The sequence below is a fragment of the Corynebacterium auris genome (assembly GCF_030408575.1).
Taxonomy (GTDB): Bacteria; Actinomycetota; Actinomycetes; order Mycobacteriales; family Mycobacteriaceae; genus Corynebacterium; species Corynebacterium auris.
Window position 1 is genome coordinate 703806 of record NZ_CP047047.1, and the last position, 22012, is coordinate 725817.

A 22012-nucleotide genomic window follows, 5' to 3' on the forward strand; every position below is an offset into this window, starting at 1 on the left:
CGAGCACAACGCCCTCGTCCCCGGCGCCGGGGGTGTCTATAGTGAAGGACACCGCGCCTGCGGCGCGCAGGAAACGACCGTACACCTCGAATGACAGGAATGGGAGAACCTATGACTCGCACACTCAAGGCTTTGGGAGCTACTGCCGCGGCCGCCGGGCTTCTGGCGGTGGCGGGCTGCAGCGAGCAGGAGGATCCTGTCGGCTCCGCCCCGGAGACGGCCCAGGACGATCCGGCGAACGCGCAGAACGCGGAGAGCCCTTCGCCCGCCCCGGCGGACGATACCGCGGCGGAGGAGCCCGCAGATCACGACTTCACCACGCTGCTTGAAGGCATTACCTACAAGGACCAGCAGATCAGCGTGGGCACGCCCGAGGAGATCGCGCAGTTCAAGGAGGTCGCCGAACTCACCAGCGGCGAGTTCGAAGACGTCAGTGTCGAGCCGCCTGCCTGCGACGAGGCGTTCCGGGAGAGCTCGGGTTCCTTCGACTCCTCGCAGATCGCGCCCGAAACGCTGACGATCGGCACCGCGATCATCGACGACCTCAACATCGTCGCCTACGACTCGTCCATCGCGGACGATCCGCTGGCTAACGCGGCGGTCAACCTCGACCAGTGCAGCTCCATGACTGTCGAGGTGGCGGGCCTCACCCAAACCGTCACGGTCGAGGAGCAGCCCTTCGAAGCCGACGCGGAGGACGGCTACTCGATGATCCAGACCACCGACGTCGGCGACGGTCAGCCCTTGCAGGTGTACAGCACCCTCGCGGAGAAGAACGGCGCCATCGTTAGCCTGAGCACCAGCGCGACCGACGAGGCGTCCATTCAGGCCGTCAACGACACTCGGGGCATGATCCTCGAGCGCCTCTAGGGCCACCCCGGAGCAAGCAGCGGGCCCCGACGCCCCGCCCGGATACTCAGTATCTTGAGCCTTCCCCTCGAGGCGAGGGGAGGAGGGGCCAGGTCTGTTGGCACCCAAGGCTTGTGGCGTCACCGTCATTGCAATCATTGCGTTCACCGTGGGCATCAGGAACCACTTATATCGCGCGTTCCGGCATGCTCCGGCCACGTCTGATCTGATGTAGGTAGTCCAGTTCGGCTTGGGAAGTGGTCCGTTTCGGCGCGGAAAAGTAGCCCATTACCCCGTTGCGTCGCAGGTTCGCCCCGGGTCTGGTGGAGGCTTTCAAGCCCGGGAAAGATGATGAGAGTCCGACGGTACCGAGGAAGTACAGCGTTGAGTTCTAGCAGCGGGCTACGCGGTGAGCGATGAACTCTCGGACGGGCCCTGATTCGGCCTGCGGGGCGATCAGGCGGGCCGCCGGTCAGTTCGGGGTGCACCGTGGAGCGTTGCGGAGGTGGGTCCGTCAGGCCGAGCTCGAACGTGAAGTCCGTCAACTGCGCCGGGCCAACGAGATGTGGAAGACGAGCGTGGCTTTATCGGCCAACACTGGGGCCGGTTCGTGCTTGAGCCGATCTGTGGCGGCTTGAAGGATGTCGTGCGCAGAACGCTCCGCGCGATCACTCCGCCGCCCAGGCCAGATCGCCCCCGGCACGCGGGAATCTCGGCGTCTGGCTGGCCGAGGGCATCGGGGTGCCCGCAAGATCAGCCGGAAGTTCGTTGCCGCCGCGATGCAGCTCTGGCTCGCCGATCTGACCTACGTTCGCGCGCACGCGGGCTGGCCCTCGTGGTGCTCGTCATGGACGTTTTTCCTTGGATGATCGCCGGCTGGCGAGTATCCGCGCCACACTGCGTACCGGTCTGGCGCTCGACGCCCTCAACACGGGCCTGATACATCACAGCGATACAGGAAGCCCAGTGTCGAGCGGCGCGCCAAAGCCTAGCGCATCCGCAACCCGATCATGCGGCCCACAAGCGGCTGAAACAACGTCGCCGAGTCCGGCGAATAGTAAACCACCGACGGCTTCACGGTGCGACCAGGCTCGCCCCGCCAGCCGGGTTCGAGGCCAGTCACCGTGCACTTGGCCCCCTGGTTGCGCCAGTAAGAGGACGTGGTTACGCATCTGTAGACTGCCTCCTTTTTGGTGTGCTTTCGACGATCTTTCCGTCGGCCACTACGAGGGTCCGTTCTGCCAGACTCACGATGTTTGCATCGTGGGAGGTGAAGATGACCGTGGAATCGGTCTCCAACAACCTGCTCATGGACAGCTCTGCTGACGTTGAATCGAGAGCGGATGTTGGCTCATCTACAAGGATGACCGGCGATTTTTGAAGGACAGCGCGGATGATGGCAACTCGCTGTCGCTCCCCGCCCGACAATCCACTATTACCGGAGCCTACTAACCTGCTTAGTCCATCGGCGCTGGCAAACTTCTTCAACCCGAACTGATCTAGCATGGCGATTAGTATTTCGTCGCCGAAACTCTCCTCTGTGCCGAGGATCAGGTTCTCTCTGAGCGTGCCGGGAAGTAGGTCAGGCTCCTGTTCAACATACGCAACCATGGTTCGAAGAGCCCTTCTGTTCCAGTCTTCGAGGTCTTGTCCTCCAACACGGATATGGCCGGACGAGACATCGTAAAACTTCAGCAGAAGACTGAATATGGTGGTTTTCCCGGCGCCAGAAGCGCCTGTGAGCGCCACTTTCTCGCCTGCGGGCACCGTTATGGATGCGTTATCTAAGATCGTTTGCCCCTCCCGGCTGTACGAGACTGAGTCAAACTCAACGGAGCCAGCGGGGATGGACCTGGGACCGGGAAGCGAATCTGACTCGGTTGAATCTTCGACTTCGAGGCTGAAAAGCCGGTTAATTCTGTCCAGTGCCCCTCGCGCTTCAAAGAAGGTGCCAAGGGACTGAGACACCTGCACGATCGGGGCAAGCATCAGAAATAGCGCGGTAACGAAGACGGTAAGTGACTCTCCCGACAAATCACCGTTGCTCAACCTAATGGAGCCGAAAAGAACAACCGCGAGAAGTGCAATGTAGGACGTTACAGTGCTCAAGGGCTCAAGAACGGCTTCTACAAAACTCATCCTCCGCCGGTTTCGGTAGGCGTGGTCGATCTCGGTTGCCAAGTTGCCAATGACTCTCGTTTCCACCCGAAAAGCCTTGATAGTTCGAATTGCAGATAACGCCGACTGGAGAATGTCCCCGAGCGCTGCAAGGTGGTCTTGTACTTTCGAAGAGTGGTTTTGTAGCGAGCTCGAGATAGCCACAATAACCACTAAGGCCACCAGCAGCACTGCTACAACAACCAGGAGCAATTTCCAGTCCACCACCGCCATATAGATAAGCGCACCGATGATGACGGTGAACCCCCCGACGAAATCAGTAAGGGTGGAAGAAAAAGCAGTACTCACGATGGAGGTATCTGACGTGACCCGTGTGGTAAAGCTACCTGACCCGCCCTTTTCGAACTCGCCCACCCGCAGGTAGAGAAGGTGATTCGTGATCTTTTTGCGCATGTCACGGACCGTTCGATCCGCTGCGATTGAGACCACGTACATAGTGGCGGCTGTCAAAAGGGTTGAGCCCAGAATAGCTAGCAGCAGCAGTACAAGGGGTTGCTGAAACTCTCCGCTACTGACTCCGGATATCAATTGGCCGACGAGCGCGGGTTGGAAAAGAGTAACAACGGTGGTTAACAATGACAGGACGATTCCTAGAGTGATCAGCCCAGCATTGCTCCGCAGAAGGTTAAAGACAGTCATTATTCAAACACCCTGGTTCAGGCTCTAGCCGGAGGACTACAGTTGATGCAGTGCCTCAGCGATTCCATTTCGCACCCTAAAACGATAGCAAAAGACAGGATCCTCATCTTGCGCGTAGCCTGCCGAACGGACCGGCATCACCCCATACTCAGATGTGGAGGGCGAGACCTCCTCGGCTGAGAGTGTCCGTTTGTTCGTGTATGAGGTTCTGATCTGAAAGAGTTTCACGCACAAAACACCTGACACCCTCTAGGAAACCAAGAAAAAGAGCCTCTACGAAACCCGGGGCTTGACACACCCCAGAACAAAAACAACTGGGATGCCGGTCCGTCCAGCATGTCGCGACTCATGCGTCAAGCATGACGCGACTCATGACAAAGCGCCCCAGAGAGGAATCGAACCTCCGACACCGGCTTTAGGAGAGCCGTGCTCTATCCACTGAGCTACTAGGGCAATACAGGTAGCGTACCCTACGCGTTAAGCTCCTCGTACTTGGCCTTGACCTGCGCGAACGGCGGGTTGGTGTCGTGGGTGCCGTCGGAGTAGCGCACGGTGGGCACGACGCGGTTGCCGCCGTTGACGGACTCGACCCAGGCGGCGGCCTCGGGGTCCTGGTCCACGTCGACGACCTCGTAGTCCATGTCGGTGCCGCTCAGGGCGGCGAGCAGTGAGCGGCAGAAGGGGCACCAGGTGGTGGCGTAGATGGTCATGCTGTCCTTTCGAAACGTTGGGACGTGTAGCGCAGCCCGCTTGTCGACGTCTCCCAGCCCGCCTCGGAAACCAGCGTGAACGCGTCGGGAATGCGGGGCGCGTAGACGGGGGTGGAGGGGGCGGTGCGGGCGTCGATAAGCGTGCGCTCGATGACGTCCACTGTATCGAGCGTGGCGGCGTAGAGCTGCGCCCCGCCGATGATCCAGGCGTCGCCGTCGAACTCCTCCGGCGGCCGCGGCACGACGGTGGCGCCGCGCGACCACTCGCCGGGCGCGCGCGAGGAGACGACGATGTTATCCCGGCCCGGAAGCGGGCGCACCTGGAGCGACTCCCACGTGGTGCGCCCCATGATGACAGGGTGGCCCAGCGTCACGGCCTTGAAGCGCTTGAGATCCTCGGGGAGGTGCCACGGCATGCCCGCGCCGTCGCCGATGACGCCGTCGAGGTCCTCGGCCCAGATCGCGCCGATCATACGGACACCTGCGCTGTGATGGTGGGGTGGGGGGCGTAGCCCTCGACAGCGATGTCGTCGAAGGTGTACTCGAACAGGGAGGGCGCCTTGCGCAGCGCGAGCTGCGGGTAGGGCCGCGCCGTTCGGGAGAGCTGCTCCTTGGCCTGCGCGATGTGGTTGTTGTAGATGTGGCAATCCCCGCCCGTCCAGATGAGCTCGCCGACTTTCAGCCCTGTCTGCTGGGCAAACATGTGGGTCAAAAGGGCGTAGGAGGCGATGTTGAAGGGCACCCCGAGGAACATGTCGGCCGAGCGCTGGTAGACCTGCATGGACAGGGTCCCCTCGGCGACGTAGAGCTGAAACAGCAGGTGGCAGGGCAAAAGCGCCATCTTGTCCAGCTCGGCGACGTTCCACGCCGAAACCAGGTTGCGGCGCGAATCCGGGTTGTCTCGCAGCGTCGCAAGCGCCTGCTCGATCTGGTCGACGTGCCGGCCGTCCGGGGTGGGCCAGGAACGCCACTGCACGCCGTAGACCGGGCCGAGCTCCCCGGTGTCGTCGGCCCACTCGTTCCAGATGCGGATGTTGTTGTCCTGCAGCCAGCGTACGTTGGACTCGCCGCGGAGGAACCACAGCAGCTCTCCGACGACGCCCTTGAAGTAGATGCGCTTGGTGGTCAGCAGGGGGTAGGCCTCGGAGAGGTCGTAGCGCAGCTGGCGGCCGAAGACGCTGAGCGTCCCGGTGCCGGTGCGGTCGCCTTTCGGGGTTCCGTTGGTGAGGACGTCGTCAAGCAGGTCCTCGTAGGGGGTGGGAACCATGGATACCTTTCTAGGCCGCGGGGCCTTCGTAGTCGCCGTGCTCGTCGCGGAAGGCGGCGCAGATGCTCAGGATCTCCTCGGCCAGCTCGGGGCGGCAAATGAGCAGGTCGGGGATGTAGGTGTCCGCGTTGTTATAGCGCAGCTCGGAGCCGTCGAGGCGCGAGCAGTGCAGCCCCGCCGCCAGCGAAACGCCCACGGGCGCGGCCTGGTCCCACTCGTACTGCCCGCCGGCGTGGACGTAGGCGTCGTAGTCGCCGAGCAGGACGCGCATCGCCTTCGCTCCCGCCGATCCTACGCCGACGGTGTCAAAGCCGAGCGCCTCGGCCACCGCCCCCGCGATCGCCGGCGGGCGGTTGCGCGACAGGGCGATCTTGCGCGCGTACGGGCCCGAGACGTGGCGCACGTCCGAGGACTTGAACACCACCCCCAAGTCCGGCAGGCCCACCGCGGCGTGGGTGGGCACCCCGTTTTCCACCAGTGCGACGTGCACAGCCCAGTCCTGGCGGCCGGTGGCGAACTCCTTGGTGCCGTCGAGCGGGTCGACGATCCACACCCGGTCCTTGCCCAGGCGCTCCTGGTTGTCCGCCGCCTCCTCGGAAAGGAAGCCGTCCTCCGGGCGGTGCTGGGACAGCACCCGGGCGATCCAGTTCTGGGCGAGGTCGTCGCCCGCCTCGCCGAGCTCGCGGCCCCGCAGCAGGCCGACACCCCGGATGCCCTTGAGAATCTCGCCGGTGCCCTGCGCGATCAGGTTGGTCAGCCGGAAGTCAGAGTACGAAGCCGTCATGGTTATGACCCTACCGTAGAGTGACAGCCATGCCCGAGGAGATTCTGGAGCGCTTCCACCCCCAGGTATCCACCTGGTTCCGGGAGGTTTTCGCCGCGCCCACCCGCGTCCAGGCCGAGGCGTGGGAGTCCATCTCGGCGGGGGAGAACTCCCTGGTGGTCGCCCCGACGGGCTCCGGTAAAACGCTCGCGGCCTTCCTCTGGTCCCTCAACAGCCTCGTCGAACGCGCGGGGCAGCAGGCCCTGCCCATCGACGGCGCGCAGACCTCCACGCACGGCGGGGTGCGGGTGCTCTACATCTCCCCGCTCAAAGCGCTCGGCGTCGACGTGGAAAACAACCTGCGCGCCCCGCTCAACGGCATCGCGCGGGTGGCGCAGCGCCTCGGCCGCGACATGCCCGACATCTCCGTGGCGGTGCGCTCGGGAGACACCCCGCAGGCCGAGCGCGCCCGCCAGCTGCGCCGGCCGCCGGACATCCTCATCACCACGCCCGAGTCCCTCTACCTCATGCTCACCTCCAAGGCGGCGGGGATCCTGGCAAGCGTGGACACCGTCATCGTCGACGAGATCCACGCGCTCGCCGGCACCAAGCGCGGCGTGCACCTCACCCTCTCGCTGGAGCGCCTCGCGCTCATCGCCGGGCACTTCCAGCGCATCGGCCTGTCCGCCACGGTGCGGCCGTTAGACGAGGTGGCGAACTTCCTCGGCCCGCGCACGAACATCATCAACCCGCCGGGGGAGAAGAAGTGGGAGCTCGACGTCGCAGTGCCCGTCGAGGACATGAGCGACCTGCCGGTGCCCGAGGACGCCTCCACCATCGGCGAGGCGGTCATCGACGACCAACTCGACGCACCCGCGGCGAGCCCCAGCATCTGGCCCCACATCGAGCGCGCCGTCTACGAGCAGGTCATGGAGCACCGCTCGACCATCGTCTTCGTCAACTCCCGCCGCTCGGCGGAGCGCCTGACCAGCCAGCTCAACGAGCTGTGGGCGAAAGAGCACGACCCCGAGAGCCTGAGCCCTGCTTTACGACGCCCCCCTGCCCAACTGATGAAGGCCACCGACACCGCGGGCCACGCCGCCCCGGTCATCGCCCGCGCCCACCACGGCAGCGTGTCCAAGGAGGAGCGCCTGCTCACCGAGACGATGCTCAAGGAGGGCTCGCTGCGCGCCGTCGTGTCCACCTCCTCTCTCGAGCTGGGTATCGACATGGGCGCGGTGGACCTGGTCGTCCAGGTCGAGTCCCCGCCCTCGGTCGCCTCCGGCCTGCAGCGCGTCGGGCGCGCCGGGCACACGGTGGGCGCCGTCTCGGAGGGCACCTTCTACCCGAAGCACCGCGCCGACCTCGTGCAAACGGCGGTGACGGTGCCGCGGATGCGCGCCGGAATGATCGAAAAGCTGCACACCCCCGTCTCCCCGCTCGACGTGCTCACGCAGCAGACGATCGCCGCCGTGAGCGTCGCCGACCTCGACGTCGACGAGTGGTACGACACCGTGCGCCGCGCCTGGCCCTACCGCGACCTCGCCCGCGAGGTCTACGACGCCGTGATCAACCTGGTCATCGGCGTCTACCCCTCAACCGACTTCGCCGACTTGCGCCCGCGCGCAGTGCTCGAGGGAAACGTGCTGTCAGCCCGGCCCGGGGCGCAGCGCGTGGCGGTGACCAGCGGCGGCACCATCCCGGACCGTGGCATGTTCGGCGTGTTCCTCGTCGGCGCGGAGGACGCGGCGCCGCGGCGCGTCGGCGAGCTCGACGAGGAGATGGTCTACGAGTCCCGCGTCGGCGACGTGTTCACCCTCGGAGCGTCGAGCTGGCGCATCGAGAACATCACGCGCGACCAGGTGCAGGTCAGCCCGGCGCCCGGGCACACCGGCAGGCTACCCTTCTGGTCCGGCGACGGCCTGGGCAGGCCCTACGAGCTGGGGCTGGCGCTCGGGCAGTTCCGCCGCGAGGCGGGGGAGAACCTCGACCCGGCCCTCGACGACAATGCGCGCCGCAACCTGTTGGCCTACCTCGACGAGCAGCGCGAGGCGACGGGGATAGTCCCCGACGAAAAGACCCTCGTGCTCGAGCGCTTCACCGACGAGCTGGGGGACTGGCGGGTGGTCCTGCACACGCCCTTCGGCAAGGGCGTCAACGCCGCGTGGGCGCTGGCCGCCGGGTGGCGGGTGTCCCAGGAGACGGGCATGGACGCCCAGGCCGTCGCCGGCGACGACGGCATTGTCCTGCGCCTGCCGCAGGGGGAGAAGGAGCCGGGCGGGTCGCTTTTCATCTTCGACGCCGAGGAGATCTCCGACATCGTCACCGAGCAGGTGGGCAACTCCGCCCTGTTCGCCTCGCGCTTTCGCGAGTGCGCCGCCCGCGCCCTGCTGTTGCCGCGGCGCAACCCCGGCAAACGCGCCCCCCTGTGGCAGCAGCGCCAGCGCGCCCAGCAGCTCCTCGACGTCGCCCGGAACTACCCGTCCTTCCCGATCATCCTGGAGACGGTGCGCGAGTGCCTCCAGGACGTCTACGACCTGCCCTCCCTGCGCACCGTGATGGGAGACATTGCCACGCGGCGCGTGCGCATCGCCGAGGTCACCACCGACCAGCCCAGCCCCTTCGCCTCCTCGCTGCTGTTCAACTACACCGGCGCGTTCATGTACGAGGGCGATACCCCACTGGCGGAAAAGCGCGCCGCCGCGCTCTCACTGGACCCGGCCCTTCTGGCCAAGCTGCTGGGCACTGTCGAGCTGCGCGACCTGCTCGACCCGGAGATCATCGCGGAGGTCGACGCCTCGCTGCGCCGCCTCGGCCGCGCCACCACGCCGGAGCAGTTCGCGGACACGCTGCGCATGGTGGGCCCGGTGCCCCTCGACGAGCTCGCCGACTACACGCCCGTGCCCCTGGCCGGGCTGGAGTCCTCCCTCGGCGCGCGCGTGATGCGGGTGCGCATCGGCGGCCGCGAGCACATCGCCCAGAGCCTCGACGCGCCGCTGCTTCGCGACGGCCTGGGCATCCCCGTCCCGCCCGGCGTGGCCGCCCGGCAGGCCACCGTCCCCGACGCCCTGACCCAGCTGGTCAACCGCTGGGTGCGCACCCGCGGCCCGTTCACGCTGCGCGACCTCGCGAGCGCCTTCGGCCTCGCCATCGGCGCGGCCCACGCCGCGCTGGACCCCGACAAGGTGGTCGAGGGCCGCTACCGCCAGGGGGTTCAGGAAAAGGAGTACGTCGCCCCCGAGGTGCTGCGCCTGATCCGCTCCCGCTCGCTGGCCCGCGCCCGCGCCCAGACCCGCCCGGTGAGCCAGTCCGCCTACGGGCGCTTCGTGCCTGCCTGGCTCAACGTGGCCCCCGTCGGTGTCACGCCCGCGCTGCGCGGCGCCGACGGCGTCTTCGCCGCCGTCGAGCAGCTCGCCGGGGTGCGCCTGCCCGCCTCGGCGTGGGAGTCGTGGATCCTGCCCTCGCGCGTCGGCGACTACCGCCCCGAGATGCTCGACGAGCTCACCTCCTCCGGCGAAATCGCCATCGTCGGCGCCGGCAAGGCCGGCGCGCGCGACCCGTGGATCATGCTCCTGCCCACCGACTACGCCGCCCAGCTCGCCCCGCAGGTGGACGAGCCTTTGCTCTCGCTCACCCAGGCGCAGGTGATGGAGAAAATCCGCGCCGGGGGAGGGTTTTTGTTCACCGACCTGCTCACCGGGTCGACCACTGCGGAGGAGCTGCGCGAATCGGTGTGGGACCTGGTGGAAGCGGGGCTCGTCTCCCCGGACTCCTTCGCCCCCATCCGCGCGCGGCTGGCCGGGGGCAGGACCGCGCACCGGGCGCGGCGGCGTCCCTCGCGCTCGCGGGTGCGCTCGGGGCGGACCTCCTTTAGCTCCGCCACCCCGCCCGACATGGTGGGGCGCTGGGCGGCCTCGCCCGCCGCCGACGCTGACCCCACGCGCCGCTCCGTGGCGCTCGGGGAGGCGTGGCTGGACCGTTACGGGATGGTCACCCGCGGCGCGGTGGTGGCCGAGGACGTCGTCGGCGGTTTCGCCCTGGCCTACAAGGTGCTCAGCGGCTTCGAGGAATCGGGCAAGGCCATGCGCGGCTACCTCATCGACGGCCTCGGCGCGGCCCAGTTCTCCACGCCCGCCACCATTGACCGCCTGCGCGGACACCAGGATTCCGAGGACGTCGCCGGCTGGCCCTCCGGCACGCGCGAGCCGCGCGTCTACGTCCTCGCCGCCACCGACCCCGCTAACCCCTACGGCGCGGCGCTGCCCTGGCCGGAGCAGGGCCCGACGCGCAGCGCGGGCGCCGTCGTCGTGCTTATCGACGGCCTCCTCGCCGCCCACCTCACCCGCGGCGGCAAAACCATGACGACGTTTTTCGACCACTTCCCGCCGGACACCGGCGACCCGCTCGAGACCGTCGTCGCGGCCCTGGCCGAGGCCGTCGAGCGCGGCCGGATGCGCCCGGTCAGCGTGGAAAAGCTCAACGGAGAGTCCGCCTACCGCCTGCGCGACTACGGCGCCGCCGTAACGCCCCGCGGCGCGCGCATCGGCGGGTCGGCCGCCGCCGCGCCCAAGCGGCGGGGCAGGACGGTGGCCGAGGCCGTCGATGAGCTCAGCTTCGACGACTAGCGCTACACTGCTCGGATGCGAGAAAGGCCAACCGATGCCCGAAGGTGATTCCGTCTACCAGCTGGCCGCGCGCCTGAAGTGGATGGAAGGCCGCCGCGTGACCCGCTGCGACCTGCGCGTTCCCCGCTACGCCACGGTGGATTTTTCCGGCACGCTCTGCCGGCGCGTCTGGCCCTACGGCAAGCACCTGTTCATGCAGTTCGGTGCGGACATCCTGCACACGCACCTGAAAATGGAAGGAACGTGGGCCATTCACCGTGCCGGCGCCCGGTGGAGAAAGCCCGGCCACACCGCCCGCGTGGTGCTGCGCCTCGACGACCCCAAAGGGGAGATCGAGCTGGTGGGCCACCAGCTCGGGCTGGTGGATGTTTTTCCCGCCCGCGAGTACCCCCAGCGTATGGGCTACCTCGGCCCGGACATGCTGGCGGAGAACTTCGACCACGAGGAGGTGGCGCGCCGCATTCGCAGCCACCCCGACCTGGAAATTGGCAGGGCGCTGCTGGATCAAAAAAACGCGGCCGGGATCGGCAACGAATACCGCGCCGAGATCTGCTTCATCGCCGGGGCGCATCCAGCTGAACCGGTGCGCCGGGTGGACGTCGACAAGCATGTGCGCATCGCGCGCAAGCTGATGTGGGCGAACCGAAACTCCCCGGTCCGGGTGACCACGGGGATCAAGCGGGCCGGGGAGACGAGCTACGTCTTCGGGCGCAACAACAAGCCCTGCCGCAGGTGCGGCACGCTGATTACCAAGGGCTTCCTCGGCGGGGCGGGCGATCTGGAGCGGGTTATCTGGTGGTGTCCTTCGTGCCAGCCTTCTCCTTGACCGCGCGCCAGATGAAGAAGGCCACGATACCCACGATGATCAGGGCGAGGATGACGTAGACAACGTTGGAGTAGGTGTTGATGTACTCCTCGACAATGCTCCAGTTCTCCCCGAGGTAAAAGCCAAGCGTGATGAGGATGATGTTCCACACCGCCGAGCCCAGCGTGGTCCACAGGCCGAAGGTGAGCAGATTCATACGTGCCAGCCCAGCGGGGATGGAGATGAGCGAGCGCACCCCCGGGATGAGGCGGCCGATGAGCACCGAAGCCCGGCCGTACTTGTCGAAGAAGTCGAGGGCCTTGTCGACGTCCGACTCCTTGACCAGCCACATCCAGTCCGCGATGCGGCGCAGCCTGTCCGCCCCGAGCCAGGCGCCGAGCCCGTAGAGGATGTACGCGCCGACCACCGCGCCGACGACAGACCAGATGAACACCGCGACGAAGTTCAGTGAGCCCTGGGACACGGTGAAGCCCGCCAGGGGCAGGACCACCTCGGAGGGGATCGGCGGGAACAGGTTTTCCAGCAGGATGGCGATGCCGACGCCGGGGGCGCCGAGCACCTCCATCAGGTTGACGATCCAGTCGATGATCGCTTGCATGTGTGGGGAGCCTTCCTCAGGGGACCAAAATCAGCCCCTCATTGTGCCCTATTGCACCTTGAGCGACCAAGTGTGCACCGGCGCGCCGTCCTCCTCGTTGCGTAGGTATTGCCTGAGAACCCTTTCGAGGGCCTCCATCCGCTCCGGGCTGCCGGGGGTGGTGCCTGCCCCGACCTCGTTCAGCGCGGCGAGCTGCCAACTCGCGCCGTTCTGGCGGCGGCGGGCACGCCCCTCGATGATGCCGAGGTACTCGTCGATGCTGGCCTCGTCGACGTCCAGCGACGCCAGCCCCTCGCGCGCCTGGGGGAGTAGGTGGTCGACGACGAGCTCCGCGACCTCGATGGTGCCCAGGGTGGGCCACATCATCCTGGCGCTCAAACCGTCGCGGGCGCCGGCCTCGAAGTTCGCTGCGGCCTGCTCGAAACGCAGCCGCGACCACACGGGCCGGTTCTGCGTGCCCAGGTATTTCACCAGGCCGTAGTAGAAGGCGGCGTCGGCCACCATGTCCTTGACGGTGGGGCCGGCGGGCAGCAGGCGGTTTTCCACCCGGATGTGGGACAGCTCCCCGTTGGGGTCGTAGATGGGGCGGTTCCACCGCCACACGGTTCCGTTGTGCAGGTTGAGGTAGTGCAGCCCGGGGTTCTCGCCGGTCATGATGGGCTTGCCCGCCTCGACGCGGCCCTCGGGGATGAGCGGGGAGAAGTAGCGCACGTTCTCCTCGAACAGGTCGAACACGGAGGTGATCCACCGCTCGCCGAACCAGACGCGGGGGCGCACACCCTGGTTGATGAGCTCCTTGGTGCGGGTGTCGATGGACTGCGTGAACACGGGGATGCGGGATTCGTGCCAGAGGCGCCGGCCGAGGAACAGCGGCGAGTTTGCGCTCAGGGCCGCCTGCACCCCGGCGATGGCCTGGGAGGCGTTCCACGCCGCAGCGAAGCGGTCGGGCGCGACCTGCAGGTGCAGCTGCATCGAGGTGCAGGCCGACTCGGTAGCGATGCCCTCGAAGTCGTGCTCGACGCTTTCCACCCGGCTCAAGCCGATGCGGACCAGCTCGCCGCGCGACTCCATGACGGAGTTGTTGAGGCCCCGGTAGCGAAACTCGTTGGTGATCCACTCCGGGTCCTCGAGGAACTCCGTGGTCAGGGTTGGTAGCGTGCCGATCATCGCTACGCGCACCCCGCAGGCTGCGGCCGCATCCTTGGCCGCGCGCAGGCGCGCGCTGAGGGCGGCTTCCAGCTGCGCGAGGCCGTCGCCAGCCGGGCTTGACGGGGGCAGGTTGAGTTCGATGTTGTAGGCGCCGATCTCGGACTGGTAGTCCTCGTCCAGGTGCTCTAGCACGTCCTGGTTGCGCCGGGCCGGGCGCATCTGATCGTCGACGAGGTTGAGCTCCAGCTCGAGGCCGATGGTGCCCTGGTTGATGAACTCGGCGCGCTGCAGGTGGCGGTCGAAGACCTCGAGCTCGTCCTCCAGGCGCTTGCGGTAGATCGAGCGCTGCCGCGCCGTGTAGGTGTCCGTGGAAAGTGAGTCGCCCATGTTACTTCCGGCTCCTGTACCAGGTGATGAGTGCGTCCGTGGAGGCGTCGCCTGTGTCCGGCTCCGCCGCGCCCGAGACGGCGGCGGCGAGCTCGTTGGCTTGCTGCTTGCCCAGCTCAACCCCCCACTGATCGAAGGCGTTGATGTCCCACACGGCGGCCTCAGTGAACACGATGTGCTCATAGAGAGCGATGAGTGATCCGAGGGTACGCGGGCTCAGCTTTTCGGCGAGGATCGTGGTGCTGGGACGGTTGCCCGGCATCACCTTGTGCGGGGCGAGATCCTCGTCGACGCCCTCGCTCGCGATTTCGTCGTGCGTTTTGCCGAAGGCAAGCACTTTCGTCTGCGCGAACAGGTTGCCCATGAGAAGGTCGTGCATTGACCCGGTCCCGTCGGCGGTGGGAAGGTCCTCGTGGGGGCAGGCGAAGCCGATGAAGTCGGCGGGGACGAGGGTGGTGCCCTGGTGGATGAGCTGGAAGAAAGCGTGCTGGCCGTTGGTGCCCGGCTCGCCCCAGAAAATCTCGCCGGTGTCGTAGGCGACCGCCTCGCCGCCGCGGGTGACGCCCTTGCCGTTGGACTCCATGGTCAGCTGCTGCAGGTAGGCGGGGAAGCGCGCGAGGTCCTCCGAGTAGGGCAGCACGGCATGGGTGTGCGCGCCGTGGAAGTTCCGGTACCAGATGTTGAGAAGGCCCATGAGTACGGGGACATTGGCGGACAGCTCGGCAGAGCGGAAGTGCTCGTCGACGGCGTGGAAACCCTCGAGGAAGCGCATGAAGTCGGCCGCGCCGATCACCGCCATGAGGGCTAACCCGATTGCGGAGTCGACCGAGTAGCGCCCGCCGACCCAGTCCCAGAAGGGGAACATGTTCGCCGGGTCGATGCCGAACTCGGCGACCTTCTCGGCGTTCGTCGAAACGGCCACGAAGTGCTTTTCGACGGCCCTTTCGTCGCCGCCAAACTTTTCCAGCAGCCACCGTTTCGCGGCGTGCGCATTGGACAGGGTTTCCTGGGTGGTAAACGTCTTGGAGGCGACGATGAACACGGTCTCCTCCGCGTCGATCCTGTCCAGGACCGCGGTCATGTCGGCCGGGTCGACGTTAGAGACGAATTCGGCGGTGATCCCGGCGGTGGCGTAGGGGCGCAGCGCCTTCGTCGCCATCGCGGGGCCGAGGTCGGAGCCGCCGATACCGATGTTGACCACCTTCGTGATCGCGCGCCCGGTGTAGCCTCGCCACTCACCCGAGCGCAGCGCAGTAGCGAAGTTGCGCATCCGACCGAGCACCTCGTGGATGTCGCCGGGGACGTCCTGGCCGTCCACGTTCAGCTCGGAACCCGCGGGCAGACGCAGCGCGGTGTGGAGCACGGAGCGGGATTCGGTGCTGTTGATCTTCTCCCCGGCGAACATGTCCTCAATGCGCTGTTTGAGGCCCACCTCCTCCGCGAGCGCGACGAGGGCGGAGAGAACCTCCTCGTCGATGAGGTTCTTCGACAGGTCAACGTGCAGGCCCGCGACGTCGAAGGTGAGCTTCTCCGCACGGGCGGGGTCGGCGCTAAACAGCTCCTGCAGTGTGGTCGCGTGGACGCGCTGGTACAACGCGTCCAGCTGCTGCCAGGCGTTGGTAGACGTGATGGTGGGCATGGGCTCCTCCTCGACTCATAAGTGCCAGCTTCTTTTAACGCTAGTGAAAAAGTCCCAGGTGCGTGCGTATTGTTGAGGAGCATGAGCATTGTGAAGATCAACGCGATCACCGTTCCCGCTGGCGGCGGCGAGGAGCTGGAGCGCCGGTTCGCCGCCCGCAAGCACGCGATCGACGAGCAGCCCGGCTTCGAGGGCTTCCAGTTGCTGCGCCCCGTCAAGGGCGAGGAGCGCTACTTTGTGGTCACCCGCTGGGCGGACGAGGCCTCCTACGAGGCGTGGTGGCAGGGGCAGGGCAGGGCCTCGCACGCGGGCCAGGAGCGCACCCCCGTCTCCTCCCGCGCTGAGCTGCTTGAGTTCGAGGTTGTGCTCGATTCGCTAGAGCAGTAGCGCCCCTTCTAGCCCAGCTTCCCGCGGCCGAGGCGGAGCAGAATCGACGCCAAGGCTGGCCCGTCTTCGCCGAGCTCGTCGCGGAACTGGTTGATGATGGCTACCTCGCGCGTGTAGACGAGCTTGGTGCCGCCCGAGCCCATGCGTGTCCTGCCGATCGCCTGTGACACTTGGGAACGCCGCTTGACCGCGTCGAGGATGACCCTGTCGAGGCGGTCGATCTCCTTGCGGTACTGCTGAATCTCCGCGTCCGACAGCGGGTCGTCGGTGCCCGAGGGCAGGCGGATGTCGAAATCGCTCATGCTGGGAGATTATGCCACCGCAGTCGCGCCGCTGGGCGTGTCGGGAGGGGATTGTAGGGTGGAGTTCATCATGAACTCAGATCTCGTTTTGGGCCTTAACCCGCAGCAAGAGGCCGCCGTGACGCACTCGGGCGGCCCCCTCCTTATCGTCGCCGGCGCGGGCTCCGGAAAGACGGCGGTGCTCACCCGGCGTATCGCTCACCTGCTGCAGGACCGGGGGGTGGCACCGTGGCAGATTCTGGCGATTACCTTCACCAACAAGGCCGCCGCGGAAATGCGCGAACGCGTGGGCCAGCTGGTCGGCCCGGACGCCGAGCGCATGTGGGTGGCCACCTTCCACTCCGTGTGCGTGCGCATCCTGCGCCAGCAGGCCCAGCTCGTGCCGGGGCTGAACACGAACTTCACCATCTACGACAGCGATGATTCGCGCCGCCTGCTCGGCATGATTGCCAAGGACTTCAACCTCGACTTAAAGAAGTTCTCCGCGCGCACGCTGGCCAACGCTATTTCCAACCTGAAAAACGAGCTGGTGGGGCCCGAGCGCGCGGCCGCGGACGCGGCGCGAACGCGCAACCCCTTTGAGACGACCGTCGCCGAGGTGTACGGGGAGTACCAGCGGCGGCTGCGCCAGTCCAATGCCCTCGATTTCGACGATCTCATCGGGGAGGTCGTGCGCATTTTCGCCGAGCACCCCCAGGTTACCGAGTACTACCGGCGCCGCTTCCGGCACGTGCTGGTGGACGAGTACCAGGACACCAACCACGCCCAGTACGCCCTGATCCACACCCTCGTGGGCACCGGCCCCGACGCCCCGGAGCTGGCAGTTGTGGGTGATTCAGACCAATCGATCTACGCTTTCCGCGGCGCGACGATCCGCAACATCGAGGAATTCGAACGCGACTACCCGGATGCCACGACCGTCATGCTGGAGCAGAACTACCGCTCCACGCAGACGATCCTCAGCGCGGCGAACGCCGTCATCGCGCAGAACGAGGGGCGGCGCCCCAAGAGGCTGTGGACGGACCAGGGCACAGGGGACAAGATCGTCGGCTACGTCGCGGACAACGAGCACGACGAGGCGCGCTTTATCGCCACCGAGATCGATACGCTCGCCGACTCCGGGGTGCCCTACTCCGACATCGCGGTGATGTACCGCACCAACAACGCCTCGCGGGCCCTGGAGGACATCTTCATCCGCTCGGGCATCCCATACAAGGTAGTGGGCGGGACGCGCTTCTACGAAAGGCGCGAGATCCGCGACATCGTGGCCTACCTCAAGGTGCTGTCTAACCCGGACGACACCGTCGCGCTGCGGCGCATCATCAACGTGCCCAAACGCGCCATCGGGGACAAAGCCCAGGCGATGGTGGCGCTGCACGCGGAGAACCGCGGCATCAGCTTCGGGGCCGCGTTGCGCGAGGAGGTGCCCATGCTCGCCACTAGGGCGCGCAACGCGATCGATCGTTTCCTTTCGCTGATGGACGGGCTGCGCGCCGCTCAGGAGGACATGCGCAACGAGGCCACAGGGGAGCCGGACCTGGGCGAGCTGGTCTCGCGCATCCTGGAGGAGACCGGCTACCGCGCGGAACTGGAGGCGTCCAACGACCCTCAGGACGGGGCGCGGCTGGACAACCTCAACGAGCTGGTGTCGGTGGCGCGCGAGTTCTCCTCCGAGGCGGCGCTGCAGGTGGCGTACATGAGCCAGGAGGAGATCGATGACGCCCTCTCCGAGGGCGAGCCCATGCCCGGTAGCCTCGAGGCCTTCCTGGAAAAGGTCTCGCTGGTAGCCGACGCCGACCAGGTCCCCGACACCGAGCAGGGGGTAGTCACGCTGATGACCCTCCACACGGCGAAGGGGCTGGAGTTTCCCTGCGTCTTTGTCACCGGCTGGGAGGACGGGCAGTTCCCGCACCTGCGCGCGCTGGGGGACCCGGCGGAGCTGGCGGAGGAACGCCGCCTGGCCTACGTGGGCATCACGCGAGCGAAAAGGCGCCTATACCTGACCCGCGCCGCGCTGCGCGCCTCCTGGGGGACCCCGGTGACGAACCCGCCCAGCCGCTTCCTCGCGGAGGTGCCGGATGAGCTCGTGGAGTGGCGGCGCAGCGGCCCAGAGGGGGAGGACGCCGGGAGCCATGACGCGTGGGGGACTCGCAGGCCCCGCAGCAGGCCAGCCGGGGCGGGCACCCGAGCCAGGGTGAATAAGAACCTCCAGCTCGCGCCTGGGGACAGGGTGAACCACGCAAAATACGGCCTCGGCACCGTGCAGACCGTGGAGGGGTCGGGGGTGCGCGAGACCGTGACCGTCGATTTCGGCTCGTCGGGGACCGTGCGGCTCATGCTCATCGGCGGGGTGCCGATGGAAAAGCTCTAGGACGAGTAGGTGTCGATGCCCTGCTCGAGCAGCCATACCTGCGGGTCAACCTGGTTGACGCCGTCGGGCTTGATCTCGAAGTGCAGGTGCGGCCCCGTCGACTGGCCCTCGCTGGCGATGGTGGCAATCTGCTCCCCGGCGGCGACGCGCTGACCCACCGCGACGCTGTACTCGGCCATGTGCCCGTAGACGGAGACTTCGCCGTGGTCGTGCTCGATGACGACCCAGTTGCCGAAACCGCGGGCCGGGCCAGCGTTGATCACGGTGCCGTCCATGACGGCGTAGATGGGGGTGCCGAAGTCGTTGGCGATGTCGACGCCGAGGTGCATCGCCCCCCAGCGCGGCCCGAAGCCGGAGCTGATGCGGCCCGAGGCGGGCAAGATGACGGTGCGCCCGTCGGCGGTCGCGCCACGCTGCTGCACGACCGTGTTGCCGGGATCCTCGGGCAGGGTGATCCCGAGCCGCTCGCCGATGATGCGGGGGTCATACACCACCTCGTAGTCTCCGGCCTTCAGCGTCGCTCCGGTGACGGTGATCTTGGCTGCGGCCTTGGCCAGCGCGCTGACGAGCTCCTGCTCGCTGGACACCGGCTCCCCGCCGATATTGATAGTGAGGGCGTGCGCGGGCGCGATGGTGGTGAATGCGACGGCTAGGGCCGTTGCTGTGGTGAGGAGAATACGCTTCATACGTTCGAGATACCTTTTCACTTCAATTGAGCCGTCTACCGCGTTAGAATCTATCGCTCGCTGTGGCGCCGGGCAACGCCTCAGCCAGGGTTTTTGGCGAATGCATGTTCTGTTTTCGAGTGAAATCCCAGTTCAGCGACCCCGAAACGCAAGTGAAAAATGTTGAAATTGTTACGAATGGTGGGGGTGGTGGGTACCCCCGCCCCCGCGCAGTGTGGCACGAAAAAACCCCGGCGGCGCCAGCGGCGCTACCGGGGCAGAAGGCGTTCGCGTTAGAGCGTGATGCCGCGTTCGGCGAGCCACGGCACCGGATCGATCGGGGTGGTGCCGTCGGGGTGGATCTCGAAGTGCAGGTGCGAGCCGGTGGAGAAGCCCTCGTTGCCCATGCCGGCGATCTCCTGGCCGGCCTCGACCTGCTGGCCCACGGTGACGCCGAGGGTGGACATGTGGCCGTAGACGGACACGGCCCCGTCCTCGTGGCGGATGCGGATCCAGTTGCCAAAGCCCTGGGCCGGCCCGGCGTCGATCACGGTGCCGGAGGCGACGGCGCGGATCGGGGTGCCGATGACATTGGCGATGTCGATACCGTTGTGCATGGCTCCCCAGCGCACGCCGAAGCCGGAGGTAAAGGTTCCGTCGGCGGGCTTGATGCTCAGCGGGAGGCGGGCGGCGGCGTCGAGCTTGGCCACGATATCGGAGTGCTGCACAGCCTTGTCGAGCTGCTCGACGAGGTTCTCGACCGGCTTGTACTCGGCGATGGCCAAGACCTGAGGCGCGGCCGCGGAGGCATCGGGCACCGCGCTGCTCGAATCCGAGGCAAGCTCAAAATCAACGTTAGATTCGACGTTCTTGTCGCTGCTCAGGGCGGCTGCTGCGGCGCCGGAGACGCCAGCGGTGGAAACAGCACCCGTCGTAACGGCGACGAGCGCGACACGGCCCTTGTTGGGGGACTGCTTGCGGTGCTTTCCGCCCTTGCGAGCCTGCGAAGTCGAAGTGATCATCAATGCCTCTTTTAGATCGTCCGTAAGGTCACACCGTGGGAGGGGATTGTAACCTTCCTGTTATCTACGAACGGTTACTGTAACGAATCGGTTTCGGTAAGGCAAGCCAGTTGCCAAAAATATTTCTTCGCTTGCGCGCCGCCGAGTGTTACGGGGGTGTCTTGGGGTCTCTCAGCCCGGCCGAGTGGCACTCTTGGAGGCGATGAGCAACAAGTCGAGCCCCCGAGCAAGCAGCAACCGGAAAGAACGCACGCGGCGGAAACCCGTCCGCGCCAGCGTTCCCGCCTCCACGCGCCGCCCGGAGCAGCCGAACGCGCCCACGACGCTGGGGCGCAGGCTGCGTCAGTATCTTCCTTCCATCGTGATCCCGCAGCTCGTGATCGTGCTTATTGTTACGGTCCTCTGCCTCGCTGCGATCGGGGGAACGGGCGCGCCGATGGCCTACCTACCCGGCTCCATCGGCTCCGCGTGGCTCGCGGTCCACGGGGCGCCGCTGCGTTACGACGGGGTGACTCTCGGCATCCTTCCCCTCTTGCCCGTTATGGGTGTGATCGCGCTTCTCGCGGCGCGGGTGCGCGCCGCGATTCGTTCACGGGTCAGTGTCGCGGACCTTTTTGTCCTGGTTTCTCTTACGGCCGCGACCTCCCTGACGCTGAGCGCTATCGCGCTGTTCATGGTCGGCGACGCCTCGACGGTCTACCCGGTCGAGCTGCCCCCCGTCGCGCCTGCGCTGCTGACGCCGCTTGCTGTTCACGGAGTGGCCTTCGCGGTGGGGATGGGAACAGTTCTGTGGCGGGCGCTCGCACGCCGCTACAAGGTGCCGGAGTTCGTCGTCGCCTCGGCGCAGTCCGCCTCGCGCTTATTGCCCGTCCTGCTCGGAGCGGCCGGGGCCGCGTTCTTGGTTTGCCTCGCGGCCGGGCACGAGCGCGTCGGCGATCTCATCGAGGAGTTCCCCGTCTTGTCCACCGGTGGGGCAGTGGCTATCGGCGTGCTGAGTCTTCTGTACCTGCCCAATGCCGCGGCGGCGGCGCTCGGGGTCCTCATGGGCGGCAGCTTCGGCTACGCGGACGCGGAGGCTTCGCTCTTTGCGGTCGACAACGTCGCCTTCCCGCCGCTGCCGCTTTTCGGGGCGATCCCAGGCGAGGCCGCCGCCTGGGCGCCCGCGCTCATGCTCGTTCCCGCGGCCATCGTCATCTACTGGGCCGTGTCGCACGTGCTGCGGGCGCGGGCTTCGCTTCTTTACGTCTTTGCCACGGCCGCGTGGCTGGCGGCCTTTTGCCTCGTGCTCACCCTCTTGTCCGGAGGCGCCGCCGGGGCCTACGGCTGGGTCGGGGTGAATCCGGGGACCTTCCCGTTGCTAGCCTTCGCGTGGGTGGCGGTGCCGGGAGCGATCGCGTGGGGTGTGCTCCGGGCGCGCCAGGGGGGCGTCGATAAGCAAGCTGAGGTGGAGGAGCCCGTGGGGCCGGAAGAAACTGGGCCGGAAGAAACGCCAGAGCGAGACGAACCTGAAGTAACAGAGCCTGAACCGGAGGAGGCGGAAACGGAGGGGACGGAAACGGAAGATGAAGAAGAGGTGAAACCGGAGGGCGGCGGCAGCACGAAGTGGGTGCCCCCTGAGACGCAGGGCTGAGGCGG

Annotated in this window: 17 protein-coding genes and 1 tRNA gene; 6 read left to right on the plus strand and 12 right to left on the minus strand. The window is 66.6% G+C overall.

All coding sequences use genetic code 11. From position 1 onward, the window contains the following. Positions 1 to 111: 111 nt before the first annotated feature. On the plus strand, positions 112 to 870 hold the full coding sequence (locus tag CAURIS_RS03390; protein WP_290342820.1) for a hypothetical protein: 759 nt from the start codon (positions 112 to 114) through the stop codon (positions 868 to 870). A 1143-nt stretch (positions 871 to 2013) separates the two neighbouring features. Here CAURIS_RS03390 and CAURIS_RS03395 read toward each other — a convergent pair. The 6 genes from CAURIS_RS03395 to CAURIS_RS03420 all read right to left on the minus strand — a co-directional run bounded on the left by CAURIS_RS03395 (position 2014) and on the right by CAURIS_RS03420 (position 6427). Further along, positions 2014 to 3666, minus strand: a complete 1653-nt coding sequence (locus tag CAURIS_RS03395; protein WP_290342821.1) for an ABC transporter ATP-binding protein — start codon at positions 3664 to 3666, stop codon at positions 2014 to 2016. A 380-nt stretch (positions 3667 to 4046) separates the two neighbouring features. After that, positions 4047 to 4119 (minus strand) — tRNA-Arg (locus CAURIS_RS03400). A 17-nt stretch (positions 4120 to 4136) separates the two neighbouring features. Next, positions 4137 to 4376, minus strand: coding sequence for a mycoredoxin (locus CAURIS_RS03405; RefSeq protein WP_290342822.1), 240 nt, complete (start codon positions 4374 to 4376; stop codon positions 4137 to 4139). After that, on the minus strand, positions 4373 to 4849 hold the full coding sequence (locus tag CAURIS_RS03410; protein ID WP_290342823.1) for a dihydrofolate reductase: 477 nt from the start codon (positions 4847 to 4849) through the stop codon (positions 4373 to 4375). The genes CAURIS_RS03405 and CAURIS_RS03410 overlap by 4 nt, the downstream gene beginning before the upstream one ends. After that, positions 4846 to 5643, minus strand: coding sequence for a thymidylate synthase (locus CAURIS_RS03415; protein ID WP_290342824.1), 798 nt, complete (start codon positions 5641 to 5643; stop codon positions 4846 to 4848). The genes CAURIS_RS03410 and CAURIS_RS03415 overlap by 4 nt, the downstream gene beginning before the upstream one ends. A gap of 10 nt (positions 5644 to 5653) precedes the next feature. Next, positions 5654 to 6427, minus strand: a complete 774-nt coding sequence (locus CAURIS_RS03420) for a 3'(2'),5'-bisphosphate nucleotidase CysQ (protein ID WP_290342825.1) — start codon at positions 6425 to 6427, stop codon at positions 5654 to 5656. A 29-nt stretch (positions 6428 to 6456) separates the two neighbouring features. On the opposite strand from CAURIS_RS03420, the gene CAURIS_RS03425 reads away from it, so the two are divergent. Together CAURIS_RS03425 and CAURIS_RS03430 are read left to right on the plus strand one after the other, a co-directional pair. Next, positions 6457 to 11031 (plus strand): ATP-dependent helicase, encoded by a 4575-nt coding sequence (locus CAURIS_RS03425; RefSeq protein WP_290342826.1) that lies wholly within the window; start codon positions 6457 to 6459, stop codon positions 11029 to 11031. 34 nt (positions 11032 to 11065) lie between these two features. Beyond that, complete coding sequence (locus CAURIS_RS03430; protein WP_290342827.1) at positions 11066 to 11857, plus strand: DNA-formamidopyrimidine glycosylase family protein; 792 nt, start codon at positions 11066 to 11068, stop codon at positions 11855 to 11857. On the opposite strand, the gene CAURIS_RS03435 is transcribed toward CAURIS_RS03430, so the two are convergent. Genes CAURIS_RS03435 through pgi form a run of 3 tightly spaced genes read right to left on the minus strand, consistent with a single transcriptional unit; the run spans position 11820 to position 15630 of the window. Continuing rightward, entirely contained in the window at positions 11820 to 12455 is a 636-nt protein-coding gene (locus CAURIS_RS03435) for a DedA family protein (protein ID WP_290342828.1), read from the minus strand. The two genes, CAURIS_RS03430 and CAURIS_RS03435, sit on opposite strands and share 38 nt — an antisense overlap. A 48-nt stretch (positions 12456 to 12503) precedes the next feature. Then, positions 12504 to 13991, minus strand: coding sequence for a glutamate-cysteine ligase family protein (locus tag CAURIS_RS03440; RefSeq protein ID WP_290342829.1), 1488 nt, complete (start codon positions 13989 to 13991; stop codon positions 12504 to 12506). Position 13992: 1 nt separating this feature from the next. Beyond that, on the minus strand, positions 13993 to 15630 hold the full coding sequence (pgi, locus tag CAURIS_RS03445) for a glucose-6-phosphate isomerase (protein WP_290342830.1): 1638 nt from the start codon (positions 15628 to 15630) through the stop codon (positions 13993 to 13995). An 81-nt stretch (positions 15631 to 15711) separates the two neighbouring features. Between pgi and CAURIS_RS03450 the strand changes: the two genes are divergently transcribed. Continuing rightward, on the plus strand, positions 15712 to 16017 hold the full coding sequence (locus CAURIS_RS03450; RefSeq protein WP_290342831.1) for an antibiotic biosynthesis monooxygenase family protein: 306 nt from the start codon (positions 15712 to 15714) through the stop codon (positions 16015 to 16017). An 8-nt stretch (positions 16018 to 16025) separates the two neighbouring features. Here the strand turns inward: CAURIS_RS03450 and CAURIS_RS03455 are convergent, their stop codons facing one another. Beyond that, positions 16026 to 16319 (minus strand): chorismate mutase, encoded by a 294-nt coding sequence (locus CAURIS_RS03455; protein ID WP_290342832.1) that lies wholly within the window; start codon positions 16317 to 16319, stop codon positions 16026 to 16028. 70 nt (positions 16320 to 16389) lie between these two features. Here CAURIS_RS03455 and pcrA point away from each other — a divergent pair, with 70 nt between their 5' ends. Beyond that, the gene (pcrA, locus tag CAURIS_RS03460) at positions 16390 to 18690 is read left to right on the plus strand and encodes a DNA helicase PcrA (RefSeq protein ID WP_290342833.1); all 2301 of its coding nucleotides are present in this window, start codon (positions 16390 to 16392) and stop codon (positions 18688 to 18690) included. Here the strand turns inward: pcrA and CAURIS_RS03465 are convergent. Continuing rightward, entirely contained in the window at positions 18687 to 19376 is a 690-nt protein-coding gene (locus tag CAURIS_RS03465; RefSeq protein ID WP_290342834.1) for a M23 family metallopeptidase, read from the minus strand. The two genes, pcrA and CAURIS_RS03465, sit on opposite strands and share 4 nt — an antisense overlap. Positions 19377 to 19648: 272 nt before the next feature. After that, the gene (locus CAURIS_RS03470; RefSeq protein ID WP_290342835.1) at positions 19649 to 20377 is read right to left on the minus strand and encodes a M23 family metallopeptidase; all 729 of its coding nucleotides are present in this window, start codon (positions 20375 to 20377) and stop codon (positions 19649 to 19651) included. Positions 20378 to 20579: 202 nt separating this feature from the next. Between CAURIS_RS03470 and CAURIS_RS03475 the strand changes: the two genes are divergently transcribed. Then, positions 20580 to 22007, plus strand: a complete 1428-nt coding sequence (locus tag CAURIS_RS03475) for a cell division protein PerM (RefSeq protein ID WP_290342836.1) — start codon at positions 20580 to 20582, stop codon at positions 22005 to 22007. Positions 22008 to 22012 lie beyond the last annotated feature (5 nt).

What these genes read in the sequence shown, in the direction of transcription:
- CAURIS_RS03475 (WP_290342836.1), top strand. Translation starts at nt 20,580, where the DNA reads ATGAGCAACAAGTCGAGCCCCCGAGCAAGCAGCAACCGGAAAGAACGC.
- CAURIS_RS03470 (WP_290342835.1), bottom strand. Translation starts at nt 20,377, where the DNA reads ATGATCACTTCGACTTCGCAGGCTCGCAAGGGCGGAAAGCACCGCAAG.
- CAURIS_RS03410 (WP_290342823.1), bottom strand. Translation starts at nt 4,849, where the DNA reads ATGATCGGCGCGATCTGGGCCGAGGACCTCGACGGCGTCATCGGCGAC.
- pgi (WP_290342830.1), bottom strand. Translation starts at nt 15,630, where the DNA reads ATGCCCACCATCACGTCTACCAACGCCTGGCAGCAGCTGGACGCGTTG.
- CAURIS_RS03425 (WP_290342826.1), top strand. Translation starts at nt 6,457, where the DNA reads ATGCCCGAGGAGATTCTGGAGCGCTTCCACCCCCAGGTATCCACCTGG.
- CAURIS_RS03430 (WP_290342827.1), top strand. Translation starts at nt 11,066, where the DNA reads ATGCCCGAAGGTGATTCCGTCTACCAGCTGGCCGCGCGCCTGAAGTGG.
- pcrA (WP_290342833.1), top strand. Translation starts at nt 16,390, where the DNA reads ATGAACTCAGATCTCGTTTTGGGCCTTAACCCGCAGCAAGAGGCCGCC.
- CAURIS_RS03395 (WP_290342821.1), bottom strand. Translation starts at nt 3,666, where the DNA reads ATGACTGTCTTTAACCTTCTGCGGAGCAATGCTGGGCTGATCACTCTA.
- CAURIS_RS03420 (WP_290342825.1), bottom strand. Translation starts at nt 6,427, where the DNA reads ATGACGGCTTCGTACTCTGACTTCCGGCTGACCAACCTGATCGCGCAG.
- CAURIS_RS03440 (WP_290342829.1), bottom strand. Translation starts at nt 13,991, where the DNA reads ATGGGCGACTCACTTTCCACGGACACCTACACGGCGCGGCAGCGCTCG.
- CAURIS_RS03435 (WP_290342828.1), bottom strand. Translation starts at nt 12,455, where the DNA reads ATGCAAGCGATCATCGACTGGATCGTCAACCTGATGGAGGTGCTCGGC.
- CAURIS_RS03415 (WP_290342824.1), bottom strand. Translation starts at nt 5,643, where the DNA reads ATGGTTCCCACCCCCTACGAGGACCTGCTTGACGACGTCCTCACCAAC.
- CAURIS_RS03465 (WP_290342834.1), bottom strand. Translation starts at nt 19,376, where the DNA reads ATGAAGCGTATTCTCCTCACCACAGCAACGGCCCTAGCCGTCGCATTC.
- CAURIS_RS03455 (WP_290342832.1), bottom strand. Translation starts at nt 16,319, where the DNA reads ATGAGCGATTTCGACATCCGCCTGCCCTCGGGCACCGACGACCCGCTG.
- CAURIS_RS03390 (WP_290342820.1), top strand. Translation starts at nt 112, where the DNA reads ATGACTCGCACACTCAAGGCTTTGGGAGCTACTGCCGCGGCCGCCGGG.
- CAURIS_RS03405 (WP_290342822.1), bottom strand. Translation starts at nt 4,376, where the DNA reads ATGACCATCTACGCCACCACCTGGTGCCCCTTCTGCCGCTCACTGCTC.
- CAURIS_RS03450 (WP_290342831.1), top strand. Translation starts at nt 15,712, where the DNA reads ATGAGCATTGTGAAGATCAACGCGATCACCGTTCCCGCTGGCGGCGGC.